General features: G+C 71.6%; 19 protein-coding genes and 1 pseudogene. 12 read left to right on the forward strand and 8 right to left on the reverse strand.

Annotation, left to right across the window (positions count from 1 at the left end; all coding sequences use genetic code 11):
• Window positions 1–41 precede the first annotated feature (41 nt).
• On the forward strand, window positions 42–683 hold the full coding sequence (locus tag ACFYQA_RS16125; protein ID WP_388917315.1) for a TetR/AcrR family transcriptional regulator: 642 nt from the start codon (window positions 42–44) through the stop codon (window positions 681–683).
• 165 nt (window positions 684–848) lie between these two features.
• Window positions 849–1234: pseudogene (locus ACFYQA_RS16130) on the forward strand (chloramphenicol phosphotransferase CPT family protein); the annotation flags it as partial.
• Here ACFYQA_RS16130 and ACFYQA_RS16135 read toward each other — a convergent pair.
• Window positions 1179–1361 carry a hypothetical protein gene (locus ACFYQA_RS16135; RefSeq protein WP_388917318.1) on the reverse strand — a complete coding sequence of 61 codons (183 nt, stop codon included), beginning with the start codon at window positions 1359–1361 and terminating at the stop codon, window positions 1179–1181. The pseudogene ACFYQA_RS16130 and the gene ACFYQA_RS16135 overlap by 56 nt on opposite strands.
• Window positions 1362–1571: 210 nt before the next feature.
• Here ACFYQA_RS16135 and ACFYQA_RS16140 point away from each other — a divergent pair, with 210 nt between their 5' ends.
• From ACFYQA_RS16140 to ACFYQA_RS16180, 9 genes are all read left to right on the forward strand, one after another.
• Window positions 1572–1856, forward strand: coding sequence for a polyprenyl synthetase (locus ACFYQA_RS16140; protein WP_388917321.1), 285 nt, complete (start codon window positions 1572–1574; stop codon window positions 1854–1856).
• On the forward strand, window positions 1849–2901 hold the full coding sequence (locus ACFYQA_RS16145) for a polyprenyl synthetase family protein (protein WP_388917324.1): 1053 nt from the start codon (window positions 1849–1851) through the stop codon (window positions 2899–2901). The genes ACFYQA_RS16140 and ACFYQA_RS16145 overlap by 8 nt, the downstream gene beginning before the upstream one ends.
• A gap of 104 nt (window positions 2902–3005) precedes the next feature.
• Window positions 3006–4172 carry an oxygenase MpaB family protein gene (locus ACFYQA_RS16150; protein ID WP_388917327.1) on the forward strand — a complete coding sequence of 389 codons (1167 nt, stop codon included), beginning with the start codon at window positions 3006–3008 and terminating at the stop codon, window positions 4170–4172.
• A 340-nt stretch (window positions 4173–4512) separates the two neighbouring features.
• Window positions 4513–6696 (forward strand): MMPL family transporter, encoded by a 2184-nt coding sequence (locus ACFYQA_RS16155; RefSeq protein WP_388917330.1) that lies wholly within the window; start codon window positions 4513–4515, stop codon window positions 6694–6696.
• A 57-nt stretch (window positions 6697–6753) separates the two neighbouring features.
• Window positions 6754–7260 carry a hypothetical protein gene (locus ACFYQA_RS16160; RefSeq protein ID WP_388917333.1) on the forward strand — a complete coding sequence of 169 codons (507 nt, stop codon included), beginning with the start codon at window positions 6754–6756 and terminating at the stop codon, window positions 7258–7260.
• Window positions 7261–7760: 500 nt separating this feature from the next.
• On the forward strand, window positions 7761–9428 hold the full coding sequence (locus ACFYQA_RS16165; RefSeq protein ID WP_388917336.1) for a TIGR02677 family protein: 1668 nt from the start codon (window positions 7761–7763) through the stop codon (window positions 9426–9428).
• Window positions 9425–10660 carry a TIGR02678 family protein gene (locus tag ACFYQA_RS16170; RefSeq protein ID WP_388917339.1) on the forward strand — a complete coding sequence of 412 codons (1236 nt, stop codon included), beginning with the start codon at window positions 9425–9427 and terminating at the stop codon, window positions 10658–10660. Before ACFYQA_RS16165 ends, ACFYQA_RS16170 begins: the two co-directional genes overlap by 4 nt.
• Before the next feature lie 8 nt (window positions 10661–10668).
• Window positions 10669–14901 carry a TIGR02680 family protein gene (locus ACFYQA_RS16175; protein ID WP_388917342.1) on the forward strand — a complete coding sequence of 1411 codons (4233 nt, stop codon included), beginning with the start codon at window positions 10669–10671 and terminating at the stop codon, window positions 14899–14901.
• 89 nt (window positions 14902–14990) lie between these two features.
• Complete coding sequence (locus ACFYQA_RS16180; RefSeq protein WP_388917346.1) at window positions 14991–16343, forward strand: TIGR02679 family protein; 1353 nt, start codon at window positions 14991–14993, stop codon at window positions 16341–16343.
• Between the two features lie 247 nt (window positions 16344–16590).
• Here ACFYQA_RS16180 and ACFYQA_RS16185 read toward each other — a convergent pair whose 3' ends face one another.
• The 3 genes from ACFYQA_RS16185 to ACFYQA_RS16195 all read right to left on the reverse strand — a co-directional run bounded on the left by ACFYQA_RS16185 (window position 16591) and on the right by ACFYQA_RS16195 (window position 18454).
• Complete coding sequence (locus ACFYQA_RS16185; protein WP_388917349.1) at window positions 16591–17193, reverse strand: hypothetical protein; 603 nt, start codon at window positions 17191–17193, stop codon at window positions 16591–16593.
• Window positions 17190–17468 carry an SHOCT domain-containing protein gene (locus tag ACFYQA_RS16190; RefSeq protein WP_386401790.1) on the reverse strand — a complete coding sequence of 93 codons (279 nt, stop codon included), beginning with the start codon at window positions 17466–17468 and terminating at the stop codon, window positions 17190–17192. The genes ACFYQA_RS16185 and ACFYQA_RS16190 overlap by 4 nt, the downstream gene beginning before the upstream one ends.
• Window positions 17469–18286: 818 nt before the next feature.
• Window positions 18287–18454, reverse strand: coding sequence for a hypothetical protein (locus ACFYQA_RS16195; RefSeq protein ID WP_386401788.1), 168 nt, complete (start codon window positions 18452–18454; stop codon window positions 18287–18289).
• A gap of 772 nt (window positions 18455–19226) precedes the next feature.
• On the opposite strand from ACFYQA_RS16195, the gene ACFYQA_RS16200 reads away from it, so the two are divergent.
• Entirely contained in the window at window positions 19227–20747 is a 1521-nt protein-coding gene (locus tag ACFYQA_RS16200) for a catalase (protein WP_388917353.1), read from the forward strand.
• Between the two features lie 196 nt (window positions 20748–20943).
• Here ACFYQA_RS16200 and ACFYQA_RS16205 read toward each other — a convergent pair whose 3' ends face one another.
• The 4 genes from ACFYQA_RS16205 to ACFYQA_RS16220 are packed head-to-tail and all read right to left on the reverse strand — an operon-like array spanning window position 20944 to window position 24374.
• Window positions 20944–21867 (reverse strand): LysR family transcriptional regulator, encoded by a 924-nt coding sequence (locus ACFYQA_RS16205; protein WP_388917356.1) that lies wholly within the window; start codon window positions 21865–21867, stop codon window positions 20944–20946.
• Window positions 21868–21877: 10 nt separating this feature from the next.
• Window positions 21878–23020, reverse strand: a complete 1143-nt coding sequence (locus ACFYQA_RS16210; protein WP_388917359.1) for an NAD(P)/FAD-dependent oxidoreductase — start codon at window positions 23018–23020, stop codon at window positions 21878–21880.
• Window positions 23017–23205, reverse strand: a complete 189-nt coding sequence (locus ACFYQA_RS16215; protein WP_388917362.1) for a ferredoxin — start codon at window positions 23203–23205, stop codon at window positions 23017–23019. The genes ACFYQA_RS16210 and ACFYQA_RS16215 overlap by 4 nt, the downstream gene beginning before the upstream one ends.
• Window positions 23202–24374 carry a cytochrome P450 gene (locus tag ACFYQA_RS16220; RefSeq protein ID WP_388917365.1) on the reverse strand — a complete coding sequence of 391 codons (1173 nt, stop codon included), beginning with the start codon at window positions 24372–24374 and terminating at the stop codon, window positions 23202–23204. Before ACFYQA_RS16220 ends, ACFYQA_RS16215 begins: the two co-directional genes overlap by 4 nt.
• Between the last annotated feature and the right edge of the window lie 48 nt (window positions 24375–24422).

Here is a 24422-nt window from a genome sequence, read left to right on the forward strand (position 1 = left end):
CAGAAATGCCCTTGGGGGAGCTTTCTGTTACGGTGTGCGTCGTGGACGGCAAGCCAGGACTGCGGGAGCGAAAGAAGCAGCGGACCCGCGCGGCGATCTCCGATGCGGCGATCGCGCTGTTCCTCGAACACGGCTTCAATCAGGTCTCAGTGGTCCGGGTGGCCGAGGCGGCCGAGGTGTCGAAGCGCACGCTCTTCGCCTACTTCCCGACCAAGGAAGACCTCGTGGTGCATCGGCTCGCCGACCACGAGACCGAACTCGCACGCGTCGTGCGGGCCCGCCCACCCCGCACTGACCCGCTGACCGCGGTGCGTGAGCACTACCTCAAGGGGCTGCGCGAGCGGGACCCGATCACCGGACTCAACGACCATCCCCAGGTGCGCAGAGTCCACCGGATGATCGTCGACGCGCCCTCGCTGGTGGCCCGGATGGAGCGGTTCAAGACCGGCGCCGAACGCGCGCTCGCCCAGGCGCTGCACGAGACGGCAGCCATTCCAGAACTCACGGCACGGCTGGCCGCCGCCCAGATCGTCGTGGTCCGCTGGACACTGGCAGAGGACAACGCCGATCGCCTGGCGGCCGGAGAGTCGGCCGACGCCCGCTATGCGGGGGCGGTGGCTGACGCAGAACACGCCTTCGCGCTGCTGGAGAACGGGTTGCGACAACCGTTCCCGCAGCAGTAACTGTCGAAAGCCAAGTACTTTACTGGTGAAGAGGCGGTATTGCCGGTGTGCATGATTCCTCAGCCTCACCACGATGGCACCACAGGCCTGTCCTGAGGTGGGAGGCCCACAGGCCATACGCCGGAGCGGCAGTCGTGTGATCATGCCCGCACGACAGCCGGCCGGATCATCTTCCTTAACGGCACGTCCAGTTCAGGAAAGTCGAGCATAGCCTGCGAACTGCTCAACGTTCTCGACGACGGTGTCTTCTTCCACTTGGCGGTGGACAGCTTCAACGTGATGCGCACCAAGCGGGCCCTCGGCCCGAGGAGCTCGACACGGCGCTGCGACGGACCAGGATGGGCTTCCACCGCTCGATTGCGGCCATGGCCGAGGTGGGCAACGACGTGATCGTGGACCACGTGCTCAGCGAGCCGTGGCGGCTGCTCGACTGCCTGTCGGTCCTGCACCCCGAGGACGTGCTGTTCATGGGTGTCCACTGTCCGTTGGAGGAACTCACGCATCGGGAGCGGGCACGCGGAGATCGCCCGCCCGGCCTTGCCGCGCATCAGTCATGTCCGGCCTTACGAAGATCTTCGCCCGCAGGGTGCCGGTGGTCAGGCGTAGTTCCAGGGCCAGTGGGAACAGCCCGGACAGCAGCCGGTCCGCCTGCCCGCGCTCACCGGTCCAAGGCAGCATGCAAGGGCGGAACGGCCGACCGCTCGCCGGTGCTCGCGTCCGCGGTCCGGTCCGTGCGGAGGGGAAGGGCCGCTGTTCGCACGTCTGTCCCGGTCTGTCGCTCGATCCGGTAATGCACGCCCTGCGCAGTGAGCGTGGCGTCAAGCTGATGCCGACGGTTGCCGCGAGTCGGCGACCGCGGTGGGTGAACCGGTACGAGGGGGCATCAGCATGACCGACACTCCGCGCAGTGGACCGCGCGCCGAGGAGCAGGCGGTTCTGCTCGTCGCAGGGCTGGCGGACCTTGCGGTGAGCACCGTGGGATCGGCCGTCGGGACGGTCCGGCAGATGCTGCGCCGTTCCGACGGCGCCGACATCGCCAAGGACACGCAGCAGGACCTGATGTCCCGGGGCCGTATCGCACTGGACCGCTGCGCCGTCGCCCCCGCCGCCCACCTGGAGGTGCTGGCCCAGCACGTTCTCGCCCGGCGGGCGGCATGCGGTGGCGATGTCTGAGCGGTGGGAGCCGGCCGCGTTCAAGGAACGCATCGACACGATTCTGGGTGAATTCCTGGTCGAGGAAGCCGGACACCTCGTCCGGATCGACCCCGCTCTCCAGCCGGTGGGTGAACAGCTGCAGTCGGCGGCCGGGCACGGCAAGCGGCTGCGCGCGGCCTTCTGCTACTGGGGGTGGCGTGCCGCCGGCCAGCCCGACAGCGACGCCCTGGTGCGAGCGGCGGCCTCCATGGAACTGATCCACGCGGCGGCGATCGTCCACGACGACATCATCGACGACAGCCTCCTGCGCCATCACCTGCCCACCGTCCACACCGCCCTGCGGACCTACCTGGCCGGGCGACCGCGGGCGCGCTCCGCCGCCCGCTCCCTGGCCATGCTGGTCGGCGATCACCTGATGTCCCTCGCAGGGCAGTTGTTCGCCGTGAGCGGCCTGCCCGCCGCCTACCTCACCCGAGCCCGGCCGATGTGGGCGCAACTCGCCCGGGAACTGATCGCGGGGGAGTGCCTGGAGATCCTGAGTACGGGCACCGGTCCGGACCCGGACGTGTCCCTGAAGGTCGTGCGTTACAAGACCGCCAAGTACACCGTCGAGCAACCCCTGCTCATCGGCAGCCTGCTCGCGGGCGCCTCCCCCGTACTGCGTGCCGGCCTGTCCGCCTACGGGCTGCCGCTGGGGGAGGCGTTCCAGCTGCGCGACGACCTGCTGGGGCTGTTCGGCGAGCCCGGTGACACGGGCAAGGACAGCCGGGACGACCTCCGCGGCCACCGGCCCACCACCCTGCTGGCCAAGGCCTGGCAGGCCGCTCTTCCCGCCCAGCGTGATCACCTCGCCGGCGTGTTGGGACGCCGGGACCTCGACGAGGAACAGTTGCGGGACGTGCGGGATCTGATGACCGCGCTCAAGGCCCCCCAGGCGGTGGAGCACATGATCGTCTCCCGGGTGAGGGAAGCCGTCGGCCACCTCGACGGGCTCGGCATGCCGCAGCACGCGCGGCGGGCCCTTACCGATCTTGCCCGCTCCGTCACCGACCGCCGCAACTGACGTCACCGACCGCCGTAACTGACGTCACCGACCGCCGTAACTGACCCGTCCGTAAAGGCCGTCGGCCCAGGTGCCGTGCTGCCCGATGAACAGGGACCGCTGACATGACGACCTACACCGAAGCCTCGATGAACGCCCTGCGCCACTCCGGCGACGAACTCGCCGACGCCGTCGTGGCCACCCTGTTCGAACGGGGAGAGGTGGGCACGTTCAACACCCTGATGCGCCACGTCTCCACCGCCGGCTCCCCCCTGCCCGAAGGGCTGCCCTACGTCGCCCGCGAGTACCTGCAGGCCACCAGCATGCCGCCGTCCTGGGTGGACTGGGGCGAGATGGAGAAGGCGCGGCTGTTCTTCATCGACAACAACGTCCACATCTCCACCGCGCTGTCCTTCGCCTCGATGCCCGCCTGCTACGTCGTCCCGCACGTGGCGCGGCTGCTGTCCACCACCCACGGACTGGACTACCCGTCCAAACGGATGGCGGAGACCGGCCAGTTCACCGTCTACCTGATGCAGCCCGACGCCTTCGAGGCCGGCAGCCGCTTCCTCCCCGCCGCGCAGAAGGTGCGCCTCCTGCACGCGTCGATCCGCCACCACCTCAAGCGAGAGAACCGCTGGGACACCGAGACGCTCGGGACGCCGATCTGCCAGGAGGACCTGATCGGCGGCCAGATGTTCTTCTCCCTCCTCGTCCTCGACAGCCTGCACCGCCTGAACATCCACATGTCCACCGAGGGCGCCGAAGCGTACTTCTACGCCTGGCGCGTGGTCGGAGCGATCCTCGGCGTCGACCAGGACGCCGTGCCCAAGAACCTGGAGGAAGCCCGGCAGTTCCTCGACCTGTACATGATCCGCCACATGGGCCCCTCCGAGGAGGGCGCCCACCTGACCCGGCAACTGATCGACCTCTACGAGGACGTCGTCCCCGGCACCTTCTTCGACCCCATCGTCTCCGCCCTCATCCGCTACCTCATCGGTGACACCTGCGCCGACTGGCTCCAGGTGCCCCGCACCGCCTGGGACAACGTCGCCAAGGCCGTCCCGTCCCTGCTCGGCGTCCTGGAAGGCATCGAGGACCGCTCTCCGCTCGGCGCCTGGGCCCTGGACCGCCTCGGCCACCTCACCACCGTGCTCGAGCTGTCCTCCCTCACCCGCGGTCGCGTCATGCACTACGCCATTCCCGAACAGCTGAAGAAGGACTACGGGGTCAGTGGCACCGTGCGCCGCTCCCACCGCTGGACTCCTCCCGCACCCACGGTCACGACCTGAGGGTGGGGCCGGCCCAGTACTCGTTCCCGTAGTCGATCGGGCTCTTGAACCCGCGCACGCTGTGTAGGCGGCGGGTGTTGTAGAGGTCGGCGATCCAGGTGGCGATCCTGATCCGGGCCTCGGTGCGGGTGTGGAAGGTGTGAAGCTTCCCCGCACGGGCCGACGCCGCTCTCGTCGGGCTGCTGCCGGAATTCTGCTGATCTCGGCCGCCGGTGCCCTGGCCCTGGAGATTCGGCGGTGTGCCGACCGCCCTGGCGGTCGGCGTGCCAACGCTGTGCGGCGCCGTGGTGGGCGTACTTCTTATGCCAGGCCATTCCCGCTCGAATCCGAGGTAGTCACCATGTCTCCCACCCGCGGCGCAGCCTCGTCCATTGCCCCGCCCGCACCGGGCCGGCCCGATCGGCCGCGCGGTGGCCGGTTCGGCGCCCTGGCCGTCTGGGCGCAGCGTCACCGCTGGGCCGCCCTGCTGCTCTGGGTGGCCGTCCTGGCCGCCGTCACGCTGGGTTCGCAGGCCGCAGGCTCCGCGTACAAGAACGACTTCTCCCTGCCGGGCACCGAATCCCAGGCCGCCACCGACCTGTTCAAGAAGCACGGTTCCGCCCAGGCCGGCGACAGCGTCGAGATCGTGCTGAAGGACGGCCGGGGCATCGACGGCCGCAAGGCCGCCGTCGAGGAGATGCTGGCCGAGGTGAAGGGGCTGCCGAGCGTCGCCGAGGTACGCAGCCCGTACGCCGATGCCTCCGCCGTGTCCGAGGACGGCACGATCGGCTACGCCACCGTGACACTCGAAGGCAAGGCCGAGGCCGTGCCCGAGGAGGACGTCACCGCGATCATCGACACCGCCAAGGGTGCCGAGGCGGACGGGCTCCAGGTCGAGCTCGGTGGCGAGGCCGTGCGCGGCGCCCAGGAGAAGGGAGCCCCGACCGCGGAACTCGCCGGCATCCTGGCCGCCGTGATCATCCTCGGGCTGCTCTTCGGCTCTGTCGTGGCGGCCGCCGTACCGCTGATCACCGCCCTCTTCGCGGTCGGCGCCGCCATCGGCCTGATCGTTCTCGCCTCGCACGTCTTCACCGTCGCCGACTTCACGCCGCCCATCACGATGCTCGTCGGACTCGGCGTCGGTGTCGACTACGCCCTGCTGATCTTTTACCGCTACCGGCACGAGCTCACCGACGGCGCCGACCCGGCCGAAGCCGGCCGTAGGGCCCTGGACGCCGCCGGTCGCACGGTCTTCTTCGCCGGATGCACCGTGATCATCGCCCTGCTGGGTCTGGTCGCGCTCGGCCTCGGCTCGCTGCAGGGCATGGCCCTCGCCCTGGCACTGACCGTGCTGACCACCATGGCCGCCTCGCTGGTCCTGCTGCCCGCACTGCTGGCGGTGGTGGGCAAACACATCCAGCGCCGCGTGCTGAAGCACGCGGCCAAGGCCACGGCCGAGGGCAAGGTCGAAGGCCGCCGCTGGCGGGCCCTGGCCGCAGCCGTGCAGCGCCGTCCGCTGTCGGCGCTACTGGTCGCCGTCCTCGCCCTGCTGGCCCTGTCCGCACCGGCGCTGGGCATGCGGCTCGGCTTCGCCGACGCGGGCAACGACCTGAGGACCACGACCTCCAGGCAGGCCTACGACCTGCTCGCCGAGGGCTTCGGTCCGGGCTTCAACGGTCCGCTGGTCGTCCTGGTGCAGGGCGACGAGGCCGTCGGCAAGGGCGTCCAGTCCGAGCTGGCCAAGGCCGAGGGCGTGGTCGCGACCACCCCCGCGATGCCCTCCGAGGACGGCACCCTGTCCACCGTGATCGTCTTCCCGAAGACAGCACCGCAGGACGAGGGAACCACCGATCTCGTGCATCACCTGCGCGATGACGTGGCCCCGGGGCTGGAGCGCGACACCGGGGCCGAGATCCTGGTCGGCGGTTCCACCGCAGCCTCCCAGGACTTCGCGGACACGGTCTCGCAGCGGCTGCCGCTGTTCGTCGCCGTCGTCGTCGGGCTGTCGTCGCTGCTGCTGATGCTGGTCTTCCGGTCGGTGCTGATCCCCATCAAGGCAGCCCTGCTGAACCTGCTCTCGATCTCCGCCGCGCTCGGCGCCATGACCCTGGTGTTCCAGCAGGGCTGGTTCGGGGTGCAGCCGGGGCCGATCGAAGCCTTCCTCCCCGTGCTGATCTTCGCCATCGTGTTCGGGCTGTCCATGGACTACGAGGTGTTCCTGGTCTCACGGATCCACGAGGAGTGGGAGCGTACGAAGGACCACTCCCTCGCGGTGCGGGAAGGACTGGCCACCACCGGCAAGGTGATCATGGCGGCCGGGGCCATCATGGTCGTGGTGTTCGCCGCCTTCATGCTGAGCCCCGACCGGATGCTCCAGCAGTTCGGGCTGGGCCTCGCCGTGGCGATCCTGATGGACGCGGTGGTCATCCGCTGCCTGATCGTCCCCGCCGTCATGCAACTGCTCGGCAAGTGGGCCTGGTGGCTGCCCGCCCCGCTCGCCCGGCGACTGCCCAAGGTGGTGCTCGAGCGCCCCGCGGACGGCTGACGACCGACCGGGAAGAGCCTGCCCCTGATAGGCGGATTCCAACGAGCGTCACTCCACGTGGCTGGTCGGATCAGGCGGCGAGGAGTCCACGCATGCGCTCGGCCGGACACCCCGGCCGAGCAGGTGTGGGCGGCCGGCGCCGACACGGTCGCGGAAAAGATCTACGGCCCACATTTCGAGGAACTCGCCCGGCAGTGGTGCTTCGAACACGCCGCACCGGAGACCTCGGGTGGCCGGGCCAGCTGGGTTCGCCCGACCGAGATCGCCTGCCGGGAACACCGCCGCGGGCATGAACTGGACCTGGTGGTCGCGGAGTCACCGGCTTTCGGCACCGAGCGGATCACCGCGATCGGAGAGGCCAAGGGCACCGCCACGCCCGTCGGACTGCCGCAGCTCGAGCGCCTCGAGCACCTGCGGGGGCTGCTGCCCAGCGCCAGGGTCGGGGCCCTGCTCGAACTCCTGATCTTCGCCCGCTCCGGTTTCACGAACGACCTCCGGCGCGAGGCCGGCCGGCGCAACGATGTGGAACTCGTCGATCTGGGCCGCTTGTACCAAGGGGAGTGACCTTGTGACAAGAGCGAGGCGACTGGCTGACACCGGGCCCGCTTCTGCGACCCTCGCCGCCGGCCTGCCCCTGCCGGCCCCGTATGTCCGGGCCGCTAGGGAGCGCGGCCGCGCCGTCGACCATGGTGGGCGCGGGGTTCGGCGCGGACGAGAACCGGGGCCGTGGCCTGGTCCTCGTCGACGCGCTCGCCGTCGACCGGGGCGTACGCGACCGCCTCGGTCCGGCGAGACGGTACGGGCCGAGTGTGCGACGGCTTCCCGGGCCTGACAGCGCATGATCGCGGACATGTCTGACCGGAGCCCGGTGGGATCGTCCGGAGGCCCGGTGGGAGCGTCCGGAGGGCGATTGCCTGCCACGGCGGACGGAGGGTGAGCCGGTCGGTGGTGGGTGACGAGCGCACTCGCGCCCTGCGGATGAACACCAGAGGTGAGCGGGCCGGCACACGAAAATTGGACATCCCGTACAGTCGCAGGCGCCGTTTTGGAACAATGGATTGACGATGACCTCCGAGACCTCCCAGATGCCCGAACTCTCACAGCCCGCCGGCCCTGCCCCCGCTGGTCCCGCCCCCGCCGACTACTCCCCCTTCGCCCACCTCACCGTCCCCAACGCCCCCCTCTACCGGCAGGTGATGCGCGCCTTCCTCACCGCCAAGGAGCGGTTCGCGGTGCATCTGCGGCCGGAGGACGTGCACGCGGCCCTGGACGCGGGGAGCCGGCCCGCCGACGTCGAGGCGGTGACGCAGGCGTTGGACAAGCTCGTGGACTGGGGGAACTTGCGGGCCGATCCGGACCACGCGCGGGTGACGGCGGTCGAGGACTTCTACCGCAGGCGCTTCATCTACCAGCTCACCCGGGCCGGTGAGGCCGCCGAGGCGGCGCTGGGGACGTACGACGAGGTGCTGGGGCGGCGCGGTGAGCTCCAGGCGGTCGCGCTGCACGACATCGTCACGCAGTTGCGGGCGCTCCTGGTGATCGCCGCGGAGGAGGAGCCCGACCCGGCCAAGGCGTACGTCGCCCTGTCCGTATTGACGGCGCGGTTCACCGACCTCGCGGACAACGCCCGCGCCTTCATGGGCTCGCTGCAGCGGACCATCGACCTGCACGACATCGAGGTCGAGGCGTTCCTCGCGTACAAGGACCGGCTGATCCAGTACCTGGAGCGGTTCATCCAGGACCTCATCACCCTCGGCGGGCGGATCGCCCTGCTGATCGGGGAGCTGGAGGAGCAGGGGAGGGTGGAGCCGCTGCTGCGGCTCGCCGCTGCTCGCGAGTCCGCCGACGCCGCTCCCGAGGACGCCGGGCACGCGGAGGCCGCGGCCTACGAGAAGTGGTCCGCCCGGTGGTCGGGGCTCGCGCAGTGGTTCGTGTCGGGGGAGGGGCGGGAGTCGCAGGCCAGGCTGCTGCGCGGTCGGGCCCTCGGGTCGATTCCGCAGCTCCTGGCGGTGGTACGGCAGCTCAACGAGCGGCGGGCCGGGCGGTCCGACCGCTCGGCCGACTTCCGCACGCTGGCGCGCTGGTTCGCCCAGGCGCCGGACGACGCGGCGCGGCACCGGCTGTGGCGGGTGGCGTTCGGGCTGCACTCCTCCCGGCACCTCACCGTCGACGCCGACACCCTCGCCGAGCGGGCGGCCTCACCGGAGCCGGCCTCCACCCCGTGGAGTGAGGCTCGACCGCTGCGCATCAGTCCCCAACTGCGCCGGACCGGCAGCTACGAACGACGCGGCAAGCCCCGCAAGGTGGCGGACCGGGGCGAGGCGAAGCGCAGGCTCGCCGAGCTCGCCGCCCGGCAGACGGAAGAGACCCGGCGGGCACGGGACCGGCTCGTGACGGGCGGGCAGGTGCGGCTGTCCCGGCTCGGCGAACTCGACCCGCTCACTTTCCAGTTGTTCCTGCGCCTGCTCGGCGACGCGCTCGCCACCTGGCGGCCGGGCACGACCACCACCGCAGCCACCAGCGGGGACGGCTCCATGGAGATCCGGCTGACCGCGCTCGACGACGGATCGACGGCCGAAGTGCACACCCCCGACGGTGTGTTCAGCGGCCCCGACCACCTGATCGACATCATCGACCTCACGGCGGGGCACGGTAACCGCGCCGCACCCGCACCCGTCCCCGTCCCCGCCCCACGAGAGGGTGCCTCTCCCCGGTTCACGGAGGACCGATGAGCGGCCCCCTCGCCGAGATCCTGGACGGCCAGCGGCAGGCCGACCTCCAGAAGGCCGCACGCGCCCTGCTGAAGGAGCCGCTGCTCACGGCCGACGGCCCGTACTCCGACGCGTTCCGGCTGGTGCGCCGGCACACCGCCGAACTGCGTGAGTGGTTCGAGCGCAACGTCGGCTGGACGCTGCGCACGGACGCCGACGCCGCACGGCTGCGCAAGACACCGGGCACCCTCACCGATCCCACGCACCCGGCGCGCGAGGCCGCCCGCAGTGCCCTGCCCTTCACCCGGCGTCGCTACGTCCTGCTCTGCCTGACGCTGGCCGTGCTGGAGCGGGGCGAGTCGCAGGTGGCCCTCGGACGCCTCGCCGAACAGGTCGTCCTGGCCGCCGCCGACCCCGAACTCGTCGCCGCCGGGATCACGTTCACCCTGGAACGGCGCGACGAGCGCCTCGACCTCGCGGCCGTCGTACGCCTGCTGCTGCGGCTCGGGGTGCTGCGACGGGTGGCCGGCGACGAGGAGGCCTACGTCAGCGGATCGGGCGACGTGCTGTACGACGTGCGGCGGCGCGTGCTGGCAGGGATGCCGGCGTCCTTGCGGGGCCCCTCGCTGGTCGAGGCCGAGGAGTTCGAGGAACGCCTGGGGGAGATGACCGCGCGGACCGCCCTCGACAGCGACGAGCTCAGGTTCCGCGCGATCCGCTGGAAACTGACCCGCGTCCTCCTGGACGACCCGGTGCTCTACTACGACGGCCTCACCGATGAGGAACTGGCCTACCTCACCCGGCAGCGCGGCTTCATCACGGCGCGCATCAACGAACTGACCGGACTCGTCCCGGAGGTCCGCGCCGAAGGCATCGCCATGGTCGACCCGATGGACGATCTCACGGACGTACGCATGCCGGAACAGGGCACCCACGGCCACATCACCCTGCTGCTGGCCGGTTACCTGGCGCGGGCGGGCAGGCCCGTCGAACCGGCGGAGCTGGCGTTCCGCATACGGGAACTGGCCGCGGAACACGGCGGATTCTGGTCCAAATCGGCGCGGGAGCCGGGCGCGGAGCCCGAACTCGTCGAGCAGGCGCTGACGAAGCTGGTGGCGCTGGGACTCGCCGAGCGAACCGAACGGGGAGTCGTACCCCGCCCGGCCCTCGCGCGCTATGCGGTCGGCGAGCCCGTCGTGAGGGAACCCGAACGGAACCGCCGGACTTCCACGACCGTGCAGCACGAAAGGTGAACCACCCTGTGAACGCGCCGGACATGCCCCTGGCCCCCGCTCTCCCCAGCCCCGCCCCCGGCCGGTGGCGGCCCCTGCGCATCGGGCTCGTCGACCTGTTCCACTACGACGTCGAGGAGTTCTGGTTCCGCGACGGCCGGCTGCTGCTGCGGGGCAACAACGGCACCGGCAAGTCGAAGGTGCTCGCCCTCACCCTGCCGTTCCTCCTGGACGGCGACCTCTCCGCCCGCCGCGTCGAACCCGACGGCGACCCGGGCAAGCGCATGGAGTGGAACCTGCTCCTGGGCGGCGCACACCCGCACCCCGAACGCCTCGGCTACACCTGGATCGAGTTCGGACGGCTCGACGACACCACGGGCGAGGCGCATTTCCGCACCCTGCTGTGCGGGCTGAAGGCGGTCGCCGGGCGCGGCATCGCCCGCCACTGGTTCGCGGTGACGGACCAGCGCGTCGGCGCCGGTCTCGACCTGCTGGACGCGACCCGGACGGCGCTGTCCCGGGACCGGCTCGCGGAGGCCGTCGGCAGCCACGGCATGGTGTACGACACGGCGAAGACGTACCGCAGAGCCGTCGACGAAGCCCTCTTCGGGCTCGGGGAGCGGCGCTACGGTGCCCTCGTCGACCTCCTGATCCAGCTGCGCCAGCCCCAGCTGTCCAAGCGCCCGAGCGAAGCCGCCCTGTCCCGGGCGCTGACCGAGGCGCTGCCGCCGATGGACCAGGCCGTCGTCGCCGACGCGGCGGAGGCGTTCCGGTCGCTGGACGAGGAGAAGGAGGAACTGCGGGCGGCCCGCGAGGCCGAACAGGCCTCCTCGGCGTTCCTCGACCACTACCGGCGCTACGCCCGTCTCGCCTCCCGGCGCCGTGCGCGCCTGCCCCGCCGCGAACACGCACGGTACGAGAACCTCCAGCGGGAACTCCTCAAGGCGCAGACGGACCGGGACCAGGCCATGGCGGACCGGGAGGAGGCCCGTGCGAGGAGCGCCGCACTCGGCGAACGGGCCGCGCGGCTGGCCGCCCAGGACGCCGCACTGCGGTCCGGGCCCGAGATGCGCGACGCCCGCGCCCTCGACCGGGCGGCGGCCGACGCCTCCCGCACGGCCGGAGAGCTGACGCGGGCCGAGGGGGACCGGCGGACGGCGGCCGAGGCGCACACCCGGGCCCTGGGCCGGCTCGGCACCGCGGGCAACCGGCTCACGGCCGCCCAGGAGACCCTCGACGACGTCCAGGACCGTGTGGCGGAGAGCGCCGCCGCGGCCCGGATCGATGTCCCCAGGACGCAGGGAGACCCCGAACCGGTCCTGCGCCGCGAGGCGGACGAGACGACGGCGGGCAGGCGGCGCGCCGTCGAGCACGTGGCGGAACTCGCCACCCGGACCGAGCGCGCCGAGGAGCGGCGCGGGGCCGCCCGCCTGCGCGCCGACGAGGCCGACGAGGAGGCCGTGCACGGCGGGGAGCGGCTGGCCGAGGCACAGGAGAACGTCACCGGAGCGGGGCAGGCGCTCGTCACGGCTGTGCGGGAGCACCTCTCCGGGTGCGTGGAACTGCGGATGCCCGGACTGCCGGGGGTGCTGGACGCCGTACAGGACTGGGTGAGCGGTCTCGACGGCCCGCTGCCGGCGCGTACGGCGGCGGCCGAGGCACATCGCACCGCCGCCTCCCGCCTGGCCGACCGGGCGGCCGGGCTGGCCCACCGCGAGGCGGCGACGGCGGAGCGGCAGCGGCTGGCGCTGGAAGAACTGACCGCCCTCGAAACCGGCGGGGAGCGCGGCCCGGCGGCACCCCACACACGCACGCCCGACGTACGGGACCGGGGCCCCGGCGCCCCGCTGTGGCGGCTCGTCGACTTCCGAGCGCACGTCACCGAGGCCGACCGCGCGGGACTGGAAGCCGCGTTGGAAGCCTCGGGGCTCCTCGACGCCTGGGTACGGCCGGACGGCTCCGCGGTCGCGGCGGACGGCCATGACGTGCTGCTCGACCCGGCCGGGCTGCTCGGCGGGGCAGGCCTCGACCGCGCGCTGTGCCCGGCGGTCGACCCGGCGGACGCGGGGGCCGCCGCCGTGGGGGAGGAGACGGTCGCGCGCCTGCTCGCCTCGATCGGGCTGGCCGCGGGGACCGGCGACGGTCCCGAGGGGGCCTCCTGGGAGGCCGGCGGCCACGACACCTGGGTCTGCGCGGACGGGCACTTCCGGGTCGGCGCGCTCACCGGAAGCTGGGCCAAGGACAGCGCCCAGTACGTCGGAGAAGGAGCGCGGGAACAGGCACGCCGTACCCGGATCGGCGAACTGCGCACCGAAATCGACGGGTTGGCGGCGGAACGGGAAAAACTGGCCGAGGAGGCCCGCGCCGTGGCCGAGCGCCGCGCCGTGCTCGACGCCGAACTCGCCGCGCTGCCGGGCGACGACCACCTGCGCCACGCACACGCACGCGTCACCGCCGCGGCCGACGCGGCCCACCGGGCCCGCGCCCGGCAGGACGAACGGGCCGCGGAACTGGCCCTGGCGGCGGAACAGGCCGACCGCGCGGCGGCCGAACTCGCCGAGACCGCGACCGCCCTGCACCTCCCCGTCGACCGCACGGCACTGGGCGCCGTGCGCCAGGCGCTCGCCGACCACACCGCTCTCCTGGCGGCCCTGTGGCCCGCGCTGCGCGAACGCGCGGACGCCGGGCGCGCGGTGACCGGCGAGCAGGCGGAGACCCGCCGGGCCGAAGCCCTCGTGTCCGAACTCGCGGAGCGTGCGACACAGACGGCCCGGGTCGCCGCGGCGGCGGACGAACACCTCACGACACTCCGCTCCACCGTCGGAGCGGCCGTCGCCGAGCTCCAACGGCAGCTGGAGGAGACGGCCGAGGCGGTCCGCGCCTGCGAGAGCGAACAGGGGCAGGCGCAGGCGGACCACGGTGACGCCGACCGGCGGGCCAGCCGCGCCGAAGGGCGCATCGAGCGGCTCGCCGAGGACATCACCGAGGCGACCGCCGCGCGTGAGGAAGCCGTCGCGGCGCTCCAGCGGTTCGCCTCGACGGGACTGCTCGCCGTCGCGCTGCCCGACCTCCCCGTACCGGACGACGACGCGGGGACGTGGGCGGCGACCCCCGCCGTCACCCTCGCGCGCGCCGTCGAGTCCCGGCTCTCCTCGGTCGACGACTCGGACGCGGCCTGGGAACGTGTGCAGAAACGGCTGAGCGAGGAGTTCGGCAGGCTCCAGGACGCGCTGTCGCGGCACGGCCACACCGCCACCGCCCGCCCGAGCGAGGACGGCATGCGGGTCGACATCGTCTACCAGGGCCGGGAACGGGCCGTGCCCGAACTCGCCGAGGCGCTGGCCGTCGAGGTCGCGGAACTGACCCGCATCCTGTCCGCACACGAGCGCGAGATCCTGCAGACCCATCTGATCACCGAGGTCGCCGGGACGCTCCAGGAACTGATCGGGGCGGCCGAACGGCAGGTGAACGTCATGAACAGGGAACTGGAGGAACGCCCGACCTCCACGGGAATGAAGCTGCGACTGGTGTGGAGAGCGTCCCGCCGGGCCCCGCAGGGGCTGGCCCAGGCCCGTGAACGGCTGCGCCAGTCCGCCGACGCCTGGTCGCTCGAGGACCGGGCCGCGGTCGGCTCCTTCCTCCAGGAGCAGATCGCCCGCCGGCAGGCCGACGACAGCGTGGGCAGCTGGCTGGAGGACCTCACCGCCGCCCTCGACTACCGGGCCTGGCACGAGTTCGGCGTCGAACGCCACCAGCACGGCAAGTGGGTGCCGGCCACCGGCCCCGCCTCGGGCGGGGAACGGGTACTGGCCGCATCCGTGCCCCTCTTCGCCGCCGCGTCCTCCCACTACGCGAGCGCGGGCGGCGCCCATGCCCCGCGCCTGGTCACCCTGGACGAGGCGTTCGCCGGCGTCGACGACGACTCGCGCGCCAAGTGCCTCGGTCTGCTGCGCGCCTTCGACCTCGACGTCGTCATGACCAGTGAACGCGAGTGGGCCTGCTACCCGCAGGTGCCCGGCATCGCCATCGCCCAGCTCTCGCGCGTCGACGACATCGACGCCGTACTGGTCACGCGGTGGGAGTGGGACGGCAGCGACCGGCGGCGCGGCACGGAGCCCGGTGCACGGGCGGACGCGTCGACGGCGGCCTCCCCTGCCGGCACCCCGGGTGAGGCGCCCGGGGGGCCGGCGGATGCCCGGGGTGGGCCGGTGCGGATCGCCGTCGCCGACGACACCGGCGGACCGGAATCCCCGTGGACGTGAATCCTGCGGCGACTCCGCCTGCCCGCGGCGGCCGGAGCTCCGGAATTCGGACGGCGGCCGGACAGGAGACACCGGCGGACGATGCCGTCGTGGAGGCGACGCCGGCCGCCCCGTCACCGGTCGGGGACGCCGCACTGCCGCCGGTCGGGGACGCCTCTCCGTCACTGGCCGGGGACGCCGCGCCGCCGCCGGCCGGAGACCAGGCCGACATCGGCATCGACGCCGAGCGTCTCGGTCGTCTGCTCGGTGATCCCGGCCTCGCCTGGCTCGTGGGCCGTGCCCGGCAGCGCATGGCACGCGGGCGGCCGCTCACCGGCTCCGTCACCCTGTCCGACCCCGACGCATCCCAACGCCGGGCCGCCGAGCGCCTGCTGGGGCGGGCGCCACGAGCCGGTGGTTCCCTGAGCGTTCGCCTCGACACCGTGGACGCGGTCCTGCGCCGCTCCGGTGTCAGTCCCGACGGGCTGGCGGCCGCCGTGGTGGCTCTCACCGGCCCCGTCCCACTCCGCGCGGAGACGCGGGACCGGGAGGAACGCGCCTGGGAAGAGGCGTACACCCCGCTCGACGCCCTGGACGCCGAGCTGACCCCCTGGACGGAGCGGATCCGCGCGGACGGTCTCGTACGACGGCTCGTCCGTACGCCGGAAGCGGCCGGCCCTCTGGTGGAAGCCGCCGTGCGTGTGCTGCGCGCGCTGCCCGTGTCACCTCCGACCTCGCGCGCGACGTTCGCGGCACGCAACCTTTCCGGCGCCCACGCCCTGGACGAGGGGACTCCGCTCGCCACTCTCGTCCTGTCCGGGCTCCGTTCCCTCACCGGCTTTCCCGACGGCGCCGGTGCCCGATGGCGGCGGGAGGCGTGGGCCTCGGCGGGGCTGCTCATGGACGACCTGTCCTCGACCGTCCTCATCCTCAACCTGCGCGGTATCCCGCCACTCGACTGGATGGCCGACGCGGGTGAGCCCACGGTACTGACGCTCCGCTCTCTCACCCGTCACACACCGGTCGCCCCCGCCGCGACGACCGAAACCGTCCACGTCTGTGAGAACCCGGCCGTGCTGTCCGCGGCCGCCGACGCCTTCGGCCCGGCGTGTCCGCCCCTGGTGTGCCTCCAGGGGCAGCCGTCGGCCGCCGCCCTCACCTTGTTGCGGGGCCTGGCCGCGCAGGGAGCCGGCCTTCTCTACCACGGCGACTTCGACTGGGGCGGTGTGCGTATCGCCGCGGCGTTGGGACGAAGCGTCCCTTGGCGGCCGTGGCGCTACACGGCCGCCCACTACCGCGCGGCAGCGGCCCGGGTGACCGAAGCCCCGAACCTGACAGGACCGCCCGCCGCGACGCCGTGGGATCCGGCCCTGGCCGTCGCTCTCGCCGAGTGCGGTGTCCGGGTCGAGGAGGAAGTGGTGCTGGACGACCTGCTGGCGGACCTGGGACGGGGAGCTTGCTGAAGTGCGCCCCGAGAGGCGCGGCGCGGGCACGGAACACTGCCGTCGCCATCGGTCCCGGGTGTCCACGGATGTTCCCGCAGGTCATCTGGTTCTGCCGCGTTGGCCGACCTGTGTTCAACGATGTGCCGAAGTCGGACTCGAGGCGATGGGACCCGGCCACCCTCTCCGTCAAAGTAGGTCGAGTCAGGCGTTCCGGTCGAAGTCCCGCGTTCAGGCGCTTCAGTGTCTGCGCTGGTCCTCGCCGTGGTCACCGTGTGACGTCCAGCTCGGTGTACATGCCGGCTATGTAGTGGCCGGGGAAGTTGCAGAGCAACTCGTAGCGGCCGGGCTGCAACGTCACCGTGGTCCAGGCCATCGCGCCGGGCGCGATGCCGTGCCCGGCCCCCGCACCGCAGCTGCGTGACGCCTCGCCCAGGCTCCCCGCCTCATTGACCCGCCCATCAGCTCGGGTGGGGCGTTCCCCTGCGGCCTGCCCTGCCGACAGGGGCAGCACCATCACCTCGTGTGGGAGGGCGCCAACGTTGACCGCCCGCAGCGACACCTTGCCGGCCGGGACCGTGCTCGGCGTGGCGCGCAGATACATCATGCCCATGCCCTGCCGGCCGGGGCCCGGGGTGCGCCAGTGGGGACGGCCCATCATGCCCGGACCCATGTCCCCCACGGTCACATCCATCAGGTGTCCTTGCAGAGCAGGCGAACTGCAGTGCGCCCCCGGCGCTCGCCAGGCTGCCGGCGCACTGCCGCGGAAGGCGCCGGTGGCGGCGAACAGCAGGGTGGTCGCGATGCCCAGCACCAGTGCGGCGACCGCCCCGGCGGCCAGCAACCTCCCGCGCGGCCGGTTCGCGCTCACCGGTGCTCCCGCAACAGCGCGAGCCGGCGTTTGTACTCGTCCTCGTCGATCTCCCCGCGGGCGAACCGCTCGGCGAGCAGGTCCTCCGCTCGCCTGCTTCTCCACCCGGGCTCACCGGAGGAGGGAGGCGGGCCGCCCTGGTGGCCGTGATGGCTGCCCGCGAGGTAGCGGACAAGCGCGACGACACCGGCGATCACCAGCGCCCAGAACAGCACCATGAAGATGGCCATGAAGAACCAGCCGCCCCAGCCCCAGCCGCCGTCGTACCACATCATGCCGATCACCTTCCTCGGGCAAGCCCCACCTCCAGCATGCGTCACCGAAGGCCACCGAGCCTTGCCTGCTCACCACCCTCCCGCAGCGCGGGGTGGCCGGAGAAGGGGCCGCTCGGGCCGCCCCCCGCCGACGACCGGCCTGCGAACTCCGACCGTGGTCTGGAGACAGGCCGGCCCCACCGGCGGTTCGTTCAGACCCGGCGGCGAGGGCCCTTGGGCGCGGAGGTCCGGCTTACCCGGGCGGTGTCAGCAGCCGCATTCCTCACCGCGCCAGGATTCGATGCCCTCGCGCACCGCGAGGCCGGCGACGGGCAGGCCCACGACCAGGTCGAGTCATCACAGCCCGAACAGCGTGTTTGTGCAACATCCCGCGAGTTCGCCGTGCCCCTCGGTTTCCGGCATGGGGTCTGACCAGGCACCTCGTCACTCTCGGCCTGTGTGTCTGGGTAGGGATCATGATGGTTATTCAGAAATCCCGAAGACCCATCATGATCTATGCGGATCCACTGCTCCCGTCTGCCGGGCTGACCTGCGGCAACGGGAGATGAAAGCCAGGACGAACCTGCGGGATGCCGCATATCGGGCCGGTACGGGAGGACCGGCCGGCAGATGGTGCAAACGGAGGGGGAAGCAGGTATGGAGGGGGCTCCGTGATCCAGCGGTACGCGGACGTGCTGGGCGAGGTACGGCGAAACTTCGGCAAACGGATCCCGCCCGAAGGGAACGCCGGTATCGGACCGACCTCCCTCGGTCCCACCGAGTTTCAGGCTGCCGCGCTGGTCTATCTGGAGCGGTACCTGTCCAGGCGGTTCACCCTCCTAGTCCCGTTCTCCCTCCGCTTGCGAGGGAGTGGTCTGGTACGGCTCCGTGAGCTGTTCCTCCTCATCCCGTTCTCCCTCCGCTTGTGAGGGAGTGGTCCGGTACGGCTCCGTGAGCTGTTCTTCCTCGGGCGCGCCCTCGGCCTGTGAGGGGGTGGTCTTGCTCATCACGTCACCTTCTTTCCGGCTTTCGCGGGCCGTGGCCGCGGAATCGGAGGCCGCCACCGCGGGCTTTCGAGTTCCCCGAGTCCCCGGGAAAAGCGTGCGTCAACCATCCGCGGGGCCCCGCAGGGGCCAGTGGCGCGCGGCACCGGCCGACGGAGGCGCCGCCGAACCCGCCCCGGCGCCGATCCGCTCGGGCGGGGCGGGGAACCGCGTCGGCACGGGGGGCCGTTCGACGGCGGGCGGTGCTCACCCGGTACGCAGGACGACGCTCCGCCGCCTCCAGCAGCAGACCCCGCAAGAACCTTGGCTGGAGCGCACCCTCCGAAACTCTCGGCAATCATCTAATATCGACGCAAAACGGAATTATTGCGACGATTCTTGAATTCGGTCTCCGCGCCCGCCGCTGCTGGAGCACTGCGTACGGTTCGGGATCCGCCCTGGCCGACGGGAGCAACGGCTCCACCCGTGCCCACCGCTCGTCCCTCGGGCCGGACCGGTGACCAGGTGTCGTCAGGGCGGATCCGATCGGGCAGGGAGCGGCATCCCGGTCGCTCTGTCCGAGTGAGGGCGTTTACCGCGGCTGTTCCGGGTGAACCCGGCTCCGGGAACCGAGACGTGCTGGTGAGGAGCTGCCGAGGAGCTGCCGAGGACCGCTCAGGCGCGTCCGTGCCACGAATGCGGGCGGGGAGTGCCCCGCCCACTTCGCTGGTCGCGCGTTCGCGCACCGGTGCCGGAACAGCCGGCTCGTCGCAGCCACGAGACGAAAGGCAGAGCCATGACGGAGATCCGACCCGCCACCACGACCGACTCGGGCGCTCCCGCCGAGAGCGACGAACACTCGCTCACCGTAGGACCCGGGGGCCCGATCCTTCTGCAGGACGCCTATCTGATCGAGCAGATGGCGCAGTTCAATCGGGAGCGGATCCCCGAGCGCCAGCCACACGCCAAGGGAAGCGGGGCCTTCGGCCACTTCGAGGTGACGCACGACGTCAGCGCGTACACCAAGGCGGCCCTGTTCCAGCCGGGCGTCCGCACCGACCTGGTCATTCGCTTCTCGACCGTGGCCGGCGAGCGCGGCAGCCCGGACACCTGGCGCGACCCGCGCGGCTTCGCGGTGAAGTTCTACACCAGCGAAGGCAACTACGACATGGTCGGCAACAACACGCCGGTCTTCTTCATGAAGGACCCGATGAAGTTCCAGCACTTCATCCGCTCCCAGAAGCGCCGCGCGGACAACAACCTGCGTGACAACGACATGCAGTGGGACTTCTGGACCCTCTCCCCGGAATCCGCGCACCAGGTCACCTGGCTCATGGGAGACCGGGGCATTCCGCGGACCTGGCGCCACATGAACGGCTACACCTCCCACACCTACATGTGGATCAACGCCGAGGGCGAGCGGTTCTGGGTGAAGTACCACTTCAAGACCGATCAGGGCATCGAGTTCTTCACCCAGCACGAGGGCGACCAGATGGCGGCGGTGGACACGGACTACCACATGCGGGACCTGTTCGAGCACATCCGCGACGGCGAATTCCCCAGTTGGACCCTGCACGTGCAGGTCATGCCGTACGAGGACGCCGTGGGGTACCGGTTCAACCCGTTCGACCTCACCAAGGTGTGGCCGCACGGCGACTACCCGCTCATCCCGGTCGGCCGGATGACGCTCGACCGCAATCCGACCGACAACCACGCCGAGATCGAGCAGGCGGCCTTCCAGCCCAACAACCTGGTCCCGGGCATCGGACCGAGCCCGGACCGCATGCTCCTGGCCCGGCTGTTCTCCTACGCGGACGCCCACCGCGCCCGTCTCGGGACCAACTACCAGCAGCTCCCCGTGAACGCGCCCGTCGTCGACGTCCACACCTACTCCAAGGACGGGGCGATGGCCTACCGGAAGACGACGGATCCGGTCTACGCGCCGAACTCCAAGGGCGGCCCCGCGGCAGACACCGCCCGCTACGGCAGCCCGCCCAGCTGGGAGGCCGACGGCGAGATCACCCGCGCCGCCTACGTCTCCCACCCGGAGGACGACGACTGGGGGCAGCCCGGCACCCTGGTGCGCGAGGTCCTGGACGACGCCGCCCGCGACCGCCTGGTCGACAACGTCGTCGGACACCTCCTCAACGGCGTCACCGAACCCGTCCTCGAGCGGGCCTTCACGTACTGGTCCAACATCGACGAGAACATCGGCAAGCGCATCGCGGACGGGGTACGGGCCAAGGCCCATGAGAAGGACCCCAAGGCCGCCGAGCAGGGCAATCCCGCACGGAGCACCATGCAGCACAAGGCGTGAGGGCCGTACCGAGCCGGCCGGGGCAAGGCGGAGTCACCGTCACCCGCAGCACCCGGCCGGCCAGGGTGAGGAGCGTGGGCATCTGGCTCGACCACGCTCGACGTGGCGCGCGGCCGCCTGGCCGGAACATTCCCCCGCGCGTCCTGCTCATGGTGACGCACGGTCCGGCCGGCGTTCCGGTCGGGAACAGTCCGCGTCAGAGCTGCGCCGCGGCGTCGAACAGCAGCGCCCGGAGCCACTCGATGAAGTACTGGTCGGCCAGTCGGGGGTTCCAGACCATGTCGATCCCCAGGCCGGGCAGCGGGAACGGGAACTCCTCGATCCGCAGGTCGGTGAGGGTCCGCATGGTGGCGGCCACCTGGTAGCGGAAGAGCGCGACCCCGCCCGCGCGGGCGACGAGGAAGGGGACGAGCAGGAAGTCGGAACTCAACTGGCCGACGCGGTAAGGGATGCCCTTCTCCTCGAGCACGGAATACGGGAAGACCCGCCGGTCGGTGTCGACGACGATGTGCGGCTGGGTGGTCAGGAGGTCGAGCGCGCTCGCTTCCGGTGGCGTGTCCGGTGAGGCCACCACCACGCAGCGGTCGTTGTACAGCCGCTCGCGCGGGTACGGCGAGAAGTGCCCCTCGGAGATCAGTACGACGTCGACGCCCATGTCGGTGAAGGTGGCCTCGGTCGGGACCGTGATCGTCCGCAGGCGCAGCGTGGCATGAGGGGCGCGTTCGGCAAGGAGCCGCGTCAGTGGGGGGCCGATGACGAACGCGGTGCTGTTCGTCAGGGCGACCGTGATGACGCGCCGGTCCGTGGCGGGGTCGAAGTAGGGGAAGTTCACGATGTGTGCCGCCTGTTGCAGCGCACTGCGCAGCGGTGGGATCAGCTCCAGGGCGCGCGGGGTCAGCGTCACGCCCGTCCCTTGCCGGACGACGAGCTCGTCACCCAGCAGCCGTCGCATTCTCGTGAGGGCGTGGCTCATCGCCGGCTGCGACAGACCGACCCGCTGCGCCGCCTTGGTCACCGAACGCTCTTCGAGGAGCGCGAGAAGGGGCACCAGCAGGTTGAGGTTGACCGACGCCAGCCGGTCCAGTCCCGAACCCGTGATGCCCTCTTCTCCGTCGCCCATGGAACCGACCCTACGCGGCCGCCTGAGTCATACGGCGCAGCCGGGGAATGGGGATCCGGTAGTTGAGCGCCGCGGCCACACCGCTGCCGTGGTCCTGCGACCAGCGCATCAGCGCCGGCCCGCCACCGGGCTCCCCGTCGACGTACTCGGGTTCTCCTTCCAGCGGCAGATGGCCCACCGCCTTGAGGGTCAGTCCGAACTGCTCGGTCCAGAAGTACGGTTGGAACTGGAGCGGTGGCGCCTCGTCGCCCCGGACCAGAGCCCTCGCGGCGACCTTCGCCTGTTCGATCGCGCTGCTCCAGAAGGGGACGCGGCGCAGACCGTTCGGAGTGTGGACGGCCGCGAGGTCGCCGACGGCCGCGACGTCGGGGCGGACGAGCCCGCGCGAGTCGACCGCGATGGCACCCTTCGCCGCGAGACCCGTGTCCGCGAGCCACTCCGTGTTGGGTAGGTCGCCGACGGCGGATATGAGCATGTCCGCCTCGAGGACCGCGCCCTCGTGGAGGACGACCCGGGTGCTTTCCCCACGCCGTTCCAGCCGTGCCAGCTCGGTCTCGACGATGGTGAGCCCCAGGTCCAGTCCGGCCTTGACGAAGACGCCGGCGAGGTGCGGACCGAGCTGGAGGATCAGTGGGGCCCCTTGGGAGACGAGGGTGACCCGGCAGCCGGCGGCCAGGCACCCCGAGGCGATCTCCATGCCGAGCGGGCCTCCGCCGACCACGACGACCGACGGCCGGCCCGCCAGCCGCTTCCGCAGAGCGAGGGCGTCGTCGAGCCCGCGCAGGGTGAGCTCCTCGGGAAGGTCGGACAGCCGTCGCGCCCGGGAGCCGGTGGCGAGGACGACGCGGTCGTACGGCAGATCCGTACCGTCGTCGAGCGTGACCAGCCGGCGGTCGAGGTCGAGTCCGGTGGCGCGGACGCCCAGGAGCTCGGTCGCCCCGTGGCCGGTCGGCGGGAGCTCGTGCGACGACAGGTCGTCGCCGTCGAGCAGGAGCGCCTTCGACAGGGCCGGGCGGCTGTACGCCGGGTGCTGTTCGTCGCCGACGACGGTCAGTTCGCCGTCGAAGCCGGCCTCGCGGAGCGTGTCGGCCGCGGTGAGCCCGGCGATCCCGTTGCCGACGACGACGACGCGGTTCACGGTGCCGGTGCTCATACGACCCTCAGCGCTGCGACCGGGCACACGCGGGCGGCGGCGTTCGCCAGGGCGACGTCGGCCCCGTCGACCTCTTCGCGGTCGAGGACGAGCTCGCCGTCGTCGTCGAGGTGCATGAGCTGCGGGGCGGCCTCCTCGCACAGGCCGTGGCCCTCACAGCGGGGACGGTCAAGAACGATCTTCATGCGGGGATCACCTCCAGGACGGGGAGCTCTTCGATGCTCCGGGTGGTGTTGCTGGGAACGCGGACCTCGGGTCCGACGACGAGGCGCTTGACGCGCCGGGAGAGCGCCTCGATCACGGCGTGGGCCTCCAGGCGGGCGAGCCCCTGGCCCGCGCAGCCGTGCGGGCCGTAGCCGAACGAGAGGTGGTCGACCGGATTGCGCTCGACGAGGAAGGAGTCCGGGTTCTCGTAGTGCCGGGCGTCGTGGTTTCCTGCGCCGAGCAGGATCGCGATCTGCGCGCCCGCCGGGATGACGGTCCCGTCGATGTCGACGTCCTTGGTGGCGCGTCGGCCCCAGGCGTGGATGGGCGCCCAGAAGCGCAGCACCTCGTTGAACGCCGCCGGCACCCGCGACGGGTCCTCGCGGACCAGGTCGAGCTGGTCGGGGTGCGAGCCGAAGAGGGCGACGACGTTGCCGATCGCCGCGATGGTGGTGTCGACGCCGGCGCCGAGGTACTGGTGGATGATGTGGCCGGCCGTGCCCGGCGGGATGGTGCCCCGTGCCTCGGCGTCGAAGATGCCGCGGCCCACGGAGCCCTCGGCCAGGTCCTCGGCCTTGACCTCGGAGCACCATCCGTAGAGCTCGCCGGCGATGGGGAAGTTCTCGGCCGTGCGCTGGTTCATCGGGCCGAGGACCTGCATGGCCGCCTGCCCCCAGCGCAGCATGTTGTCGCGCACGTGGCCCTCGAAGCCGATCAGGTCCGCGACGACCTCCAGCGGGAACGCCCGGGCGAGGGCGTCGATCGCCTCGAAGGAACCCTTCTCGACGAGCTCGGCGACGAGAGCGTCCGCCTTCGCCTCGATCTGCCCCTTCATGCCGCGCAGCGCGCGCGGGGAGAGGTTCTCGGTGAGCGTGGCGCGCAGCTGGGTGTGCACCGGCGGGTCGGACGCGAGCGAGGTGCCGGTGATCGCCTCGTTGGCCATCGGATTGAAGGCGATCGAGGTCGAGGAGAACGACTCCCAGTCCGCCAGTGCGTCACGGATGACGTCGTACCGCGTCAGCGCGTAGACGTCGTTCTTACGGAGGTGGACGACGGGGCCCAGCTCTCGCAGTTCGGCGTAGACGGGGTAGGGGTCGACCAGGACGTCGTCGGCGAAAAGGTCGACGTCGGAGGCAGGGGGAGGAGTCATGCCCCCAGTGAAGTGGCCGGTCTTACATCCAGCAAATGAATGATTTAC

This window comes from Streptomyces sp. NPDC005774 (assembly GCF_042871645.1).
GTDB lineage: Bacteria > Actinomycetota > Actinomycetes > Streptomycetales > Streptomycetaceae > Streptomyces > Streptomyces pratens.

What these genes read in the sequence shown, in the direction of transcription:
- ACFYQA_RS16135 (WP_388917318.1), bottom strand. Translation starts at nt 1,361, where the DNA reads ATGCTGCCTTGGACCGGTGAGCGCGGGCAGGCGGACCGGCTGCTGTCC.
- ACFYQA_RS16140 (WP_388917321.1), top strand. Translation starts at nt 1,572, where the DNA reads ATGACCGACACTCCGCGCAGTGGACCGCGCGCCGAGGAGCAGGCGGTT.
- ACFYQA_RS16145 (WP_388917324.1), top strand. Translation starts at nt 1,849, where the DNA reads ATGTCTGAGCGGTGGGAGCCGGCCGCGTTCAAGGAACGCATCGACACG.
- ACFYQA_RS16150 (WP_388917327.1), top strand. Translation starts at nt 3,006, where the DNA reads ATGACGACCTACACCGAAGCCTCGATGAACGCCCTGCGCCACTCCGGC.
- ACFYQA_RS16155 (WP_388917330.1), top strand. Translation starts at nt 4,513, where the DNA reads ATGTCTCCCACCCGCGGCGCAGCCTCGTCCATTGCCCCGCCCGCACCG.
- ACFYQA_RS16165 (WP_388917336.1), top strand. Translation starts at nt 7,761, where the DNA reads ATGACCTCCGAGACCTCCCAGATGCCCGAACTCTCACAGCCCGCCGGC.
- ACFYQA_RS16170 (WP_388917339.1), top strand. Translation starts at nt 9,425, where the DNA reads ATGAGCGGCCCCCTCGCCGAGATCCTGGACGGCCAGCGGCAGGCCGAC.
- ACFYQA_RS16190 (WP_386401790.1), bottom strand. Translation starts at nt 17,468, where the DNA reads ATGATGTGGTACGACGGCGGCTGGGGCTGGGGCGGCTGGTTCTTCATG.
- ACFYQA_RS16195 (WP_386401788.1), bottom strand. Translation starts at nt 18,454, where the DNA reads ATGAGCAAGACCACCCCCTCACAGGCCGAGGGCGCGCCCGAGGAAGAA.
- ACFYQA_RS16200 (WP_388917353.1), top strand. Translation starts at nt 19,227, where the DNA reads ATGACGGAGATCCGACCCGCCACCACGACCGACTCGGGCGCTCCCGCC.
- ACFYQA_RS16205 (WP_388917356.1), bottom strand. Translation starts at nt 21,867, where the DNA reads ATGGGCGACGGAGAAGAGGGCATCACGGGTTCGGGACTGGACCGGCTG.
- ACFYQA_RS16210 (WP_388917359.1), bottom strand. Translation starts at nt 23,020, where the DNA reads ATGAGCACCGGCACCGTGAACCGCGTCGTCGTCGTCGGCAACGGGATC.
- ACFYQA_RS16215 (WP_388917362.1), bottom strand. Translation starts at nt 23,205, where the DNA reads ATGAAGATCGTTCTTGACCGTCCCCGCTGTGAGGGCCACGGCCTGTGC.
- ACFYQA_RS16220 (WP_388917365.1), bottom strand. Translation starts at nt 24,374, where the DNA reads ATGACTCCTCCCCCTGCCTCCGACGTCGACCTTTTCGCCGACGACGTC.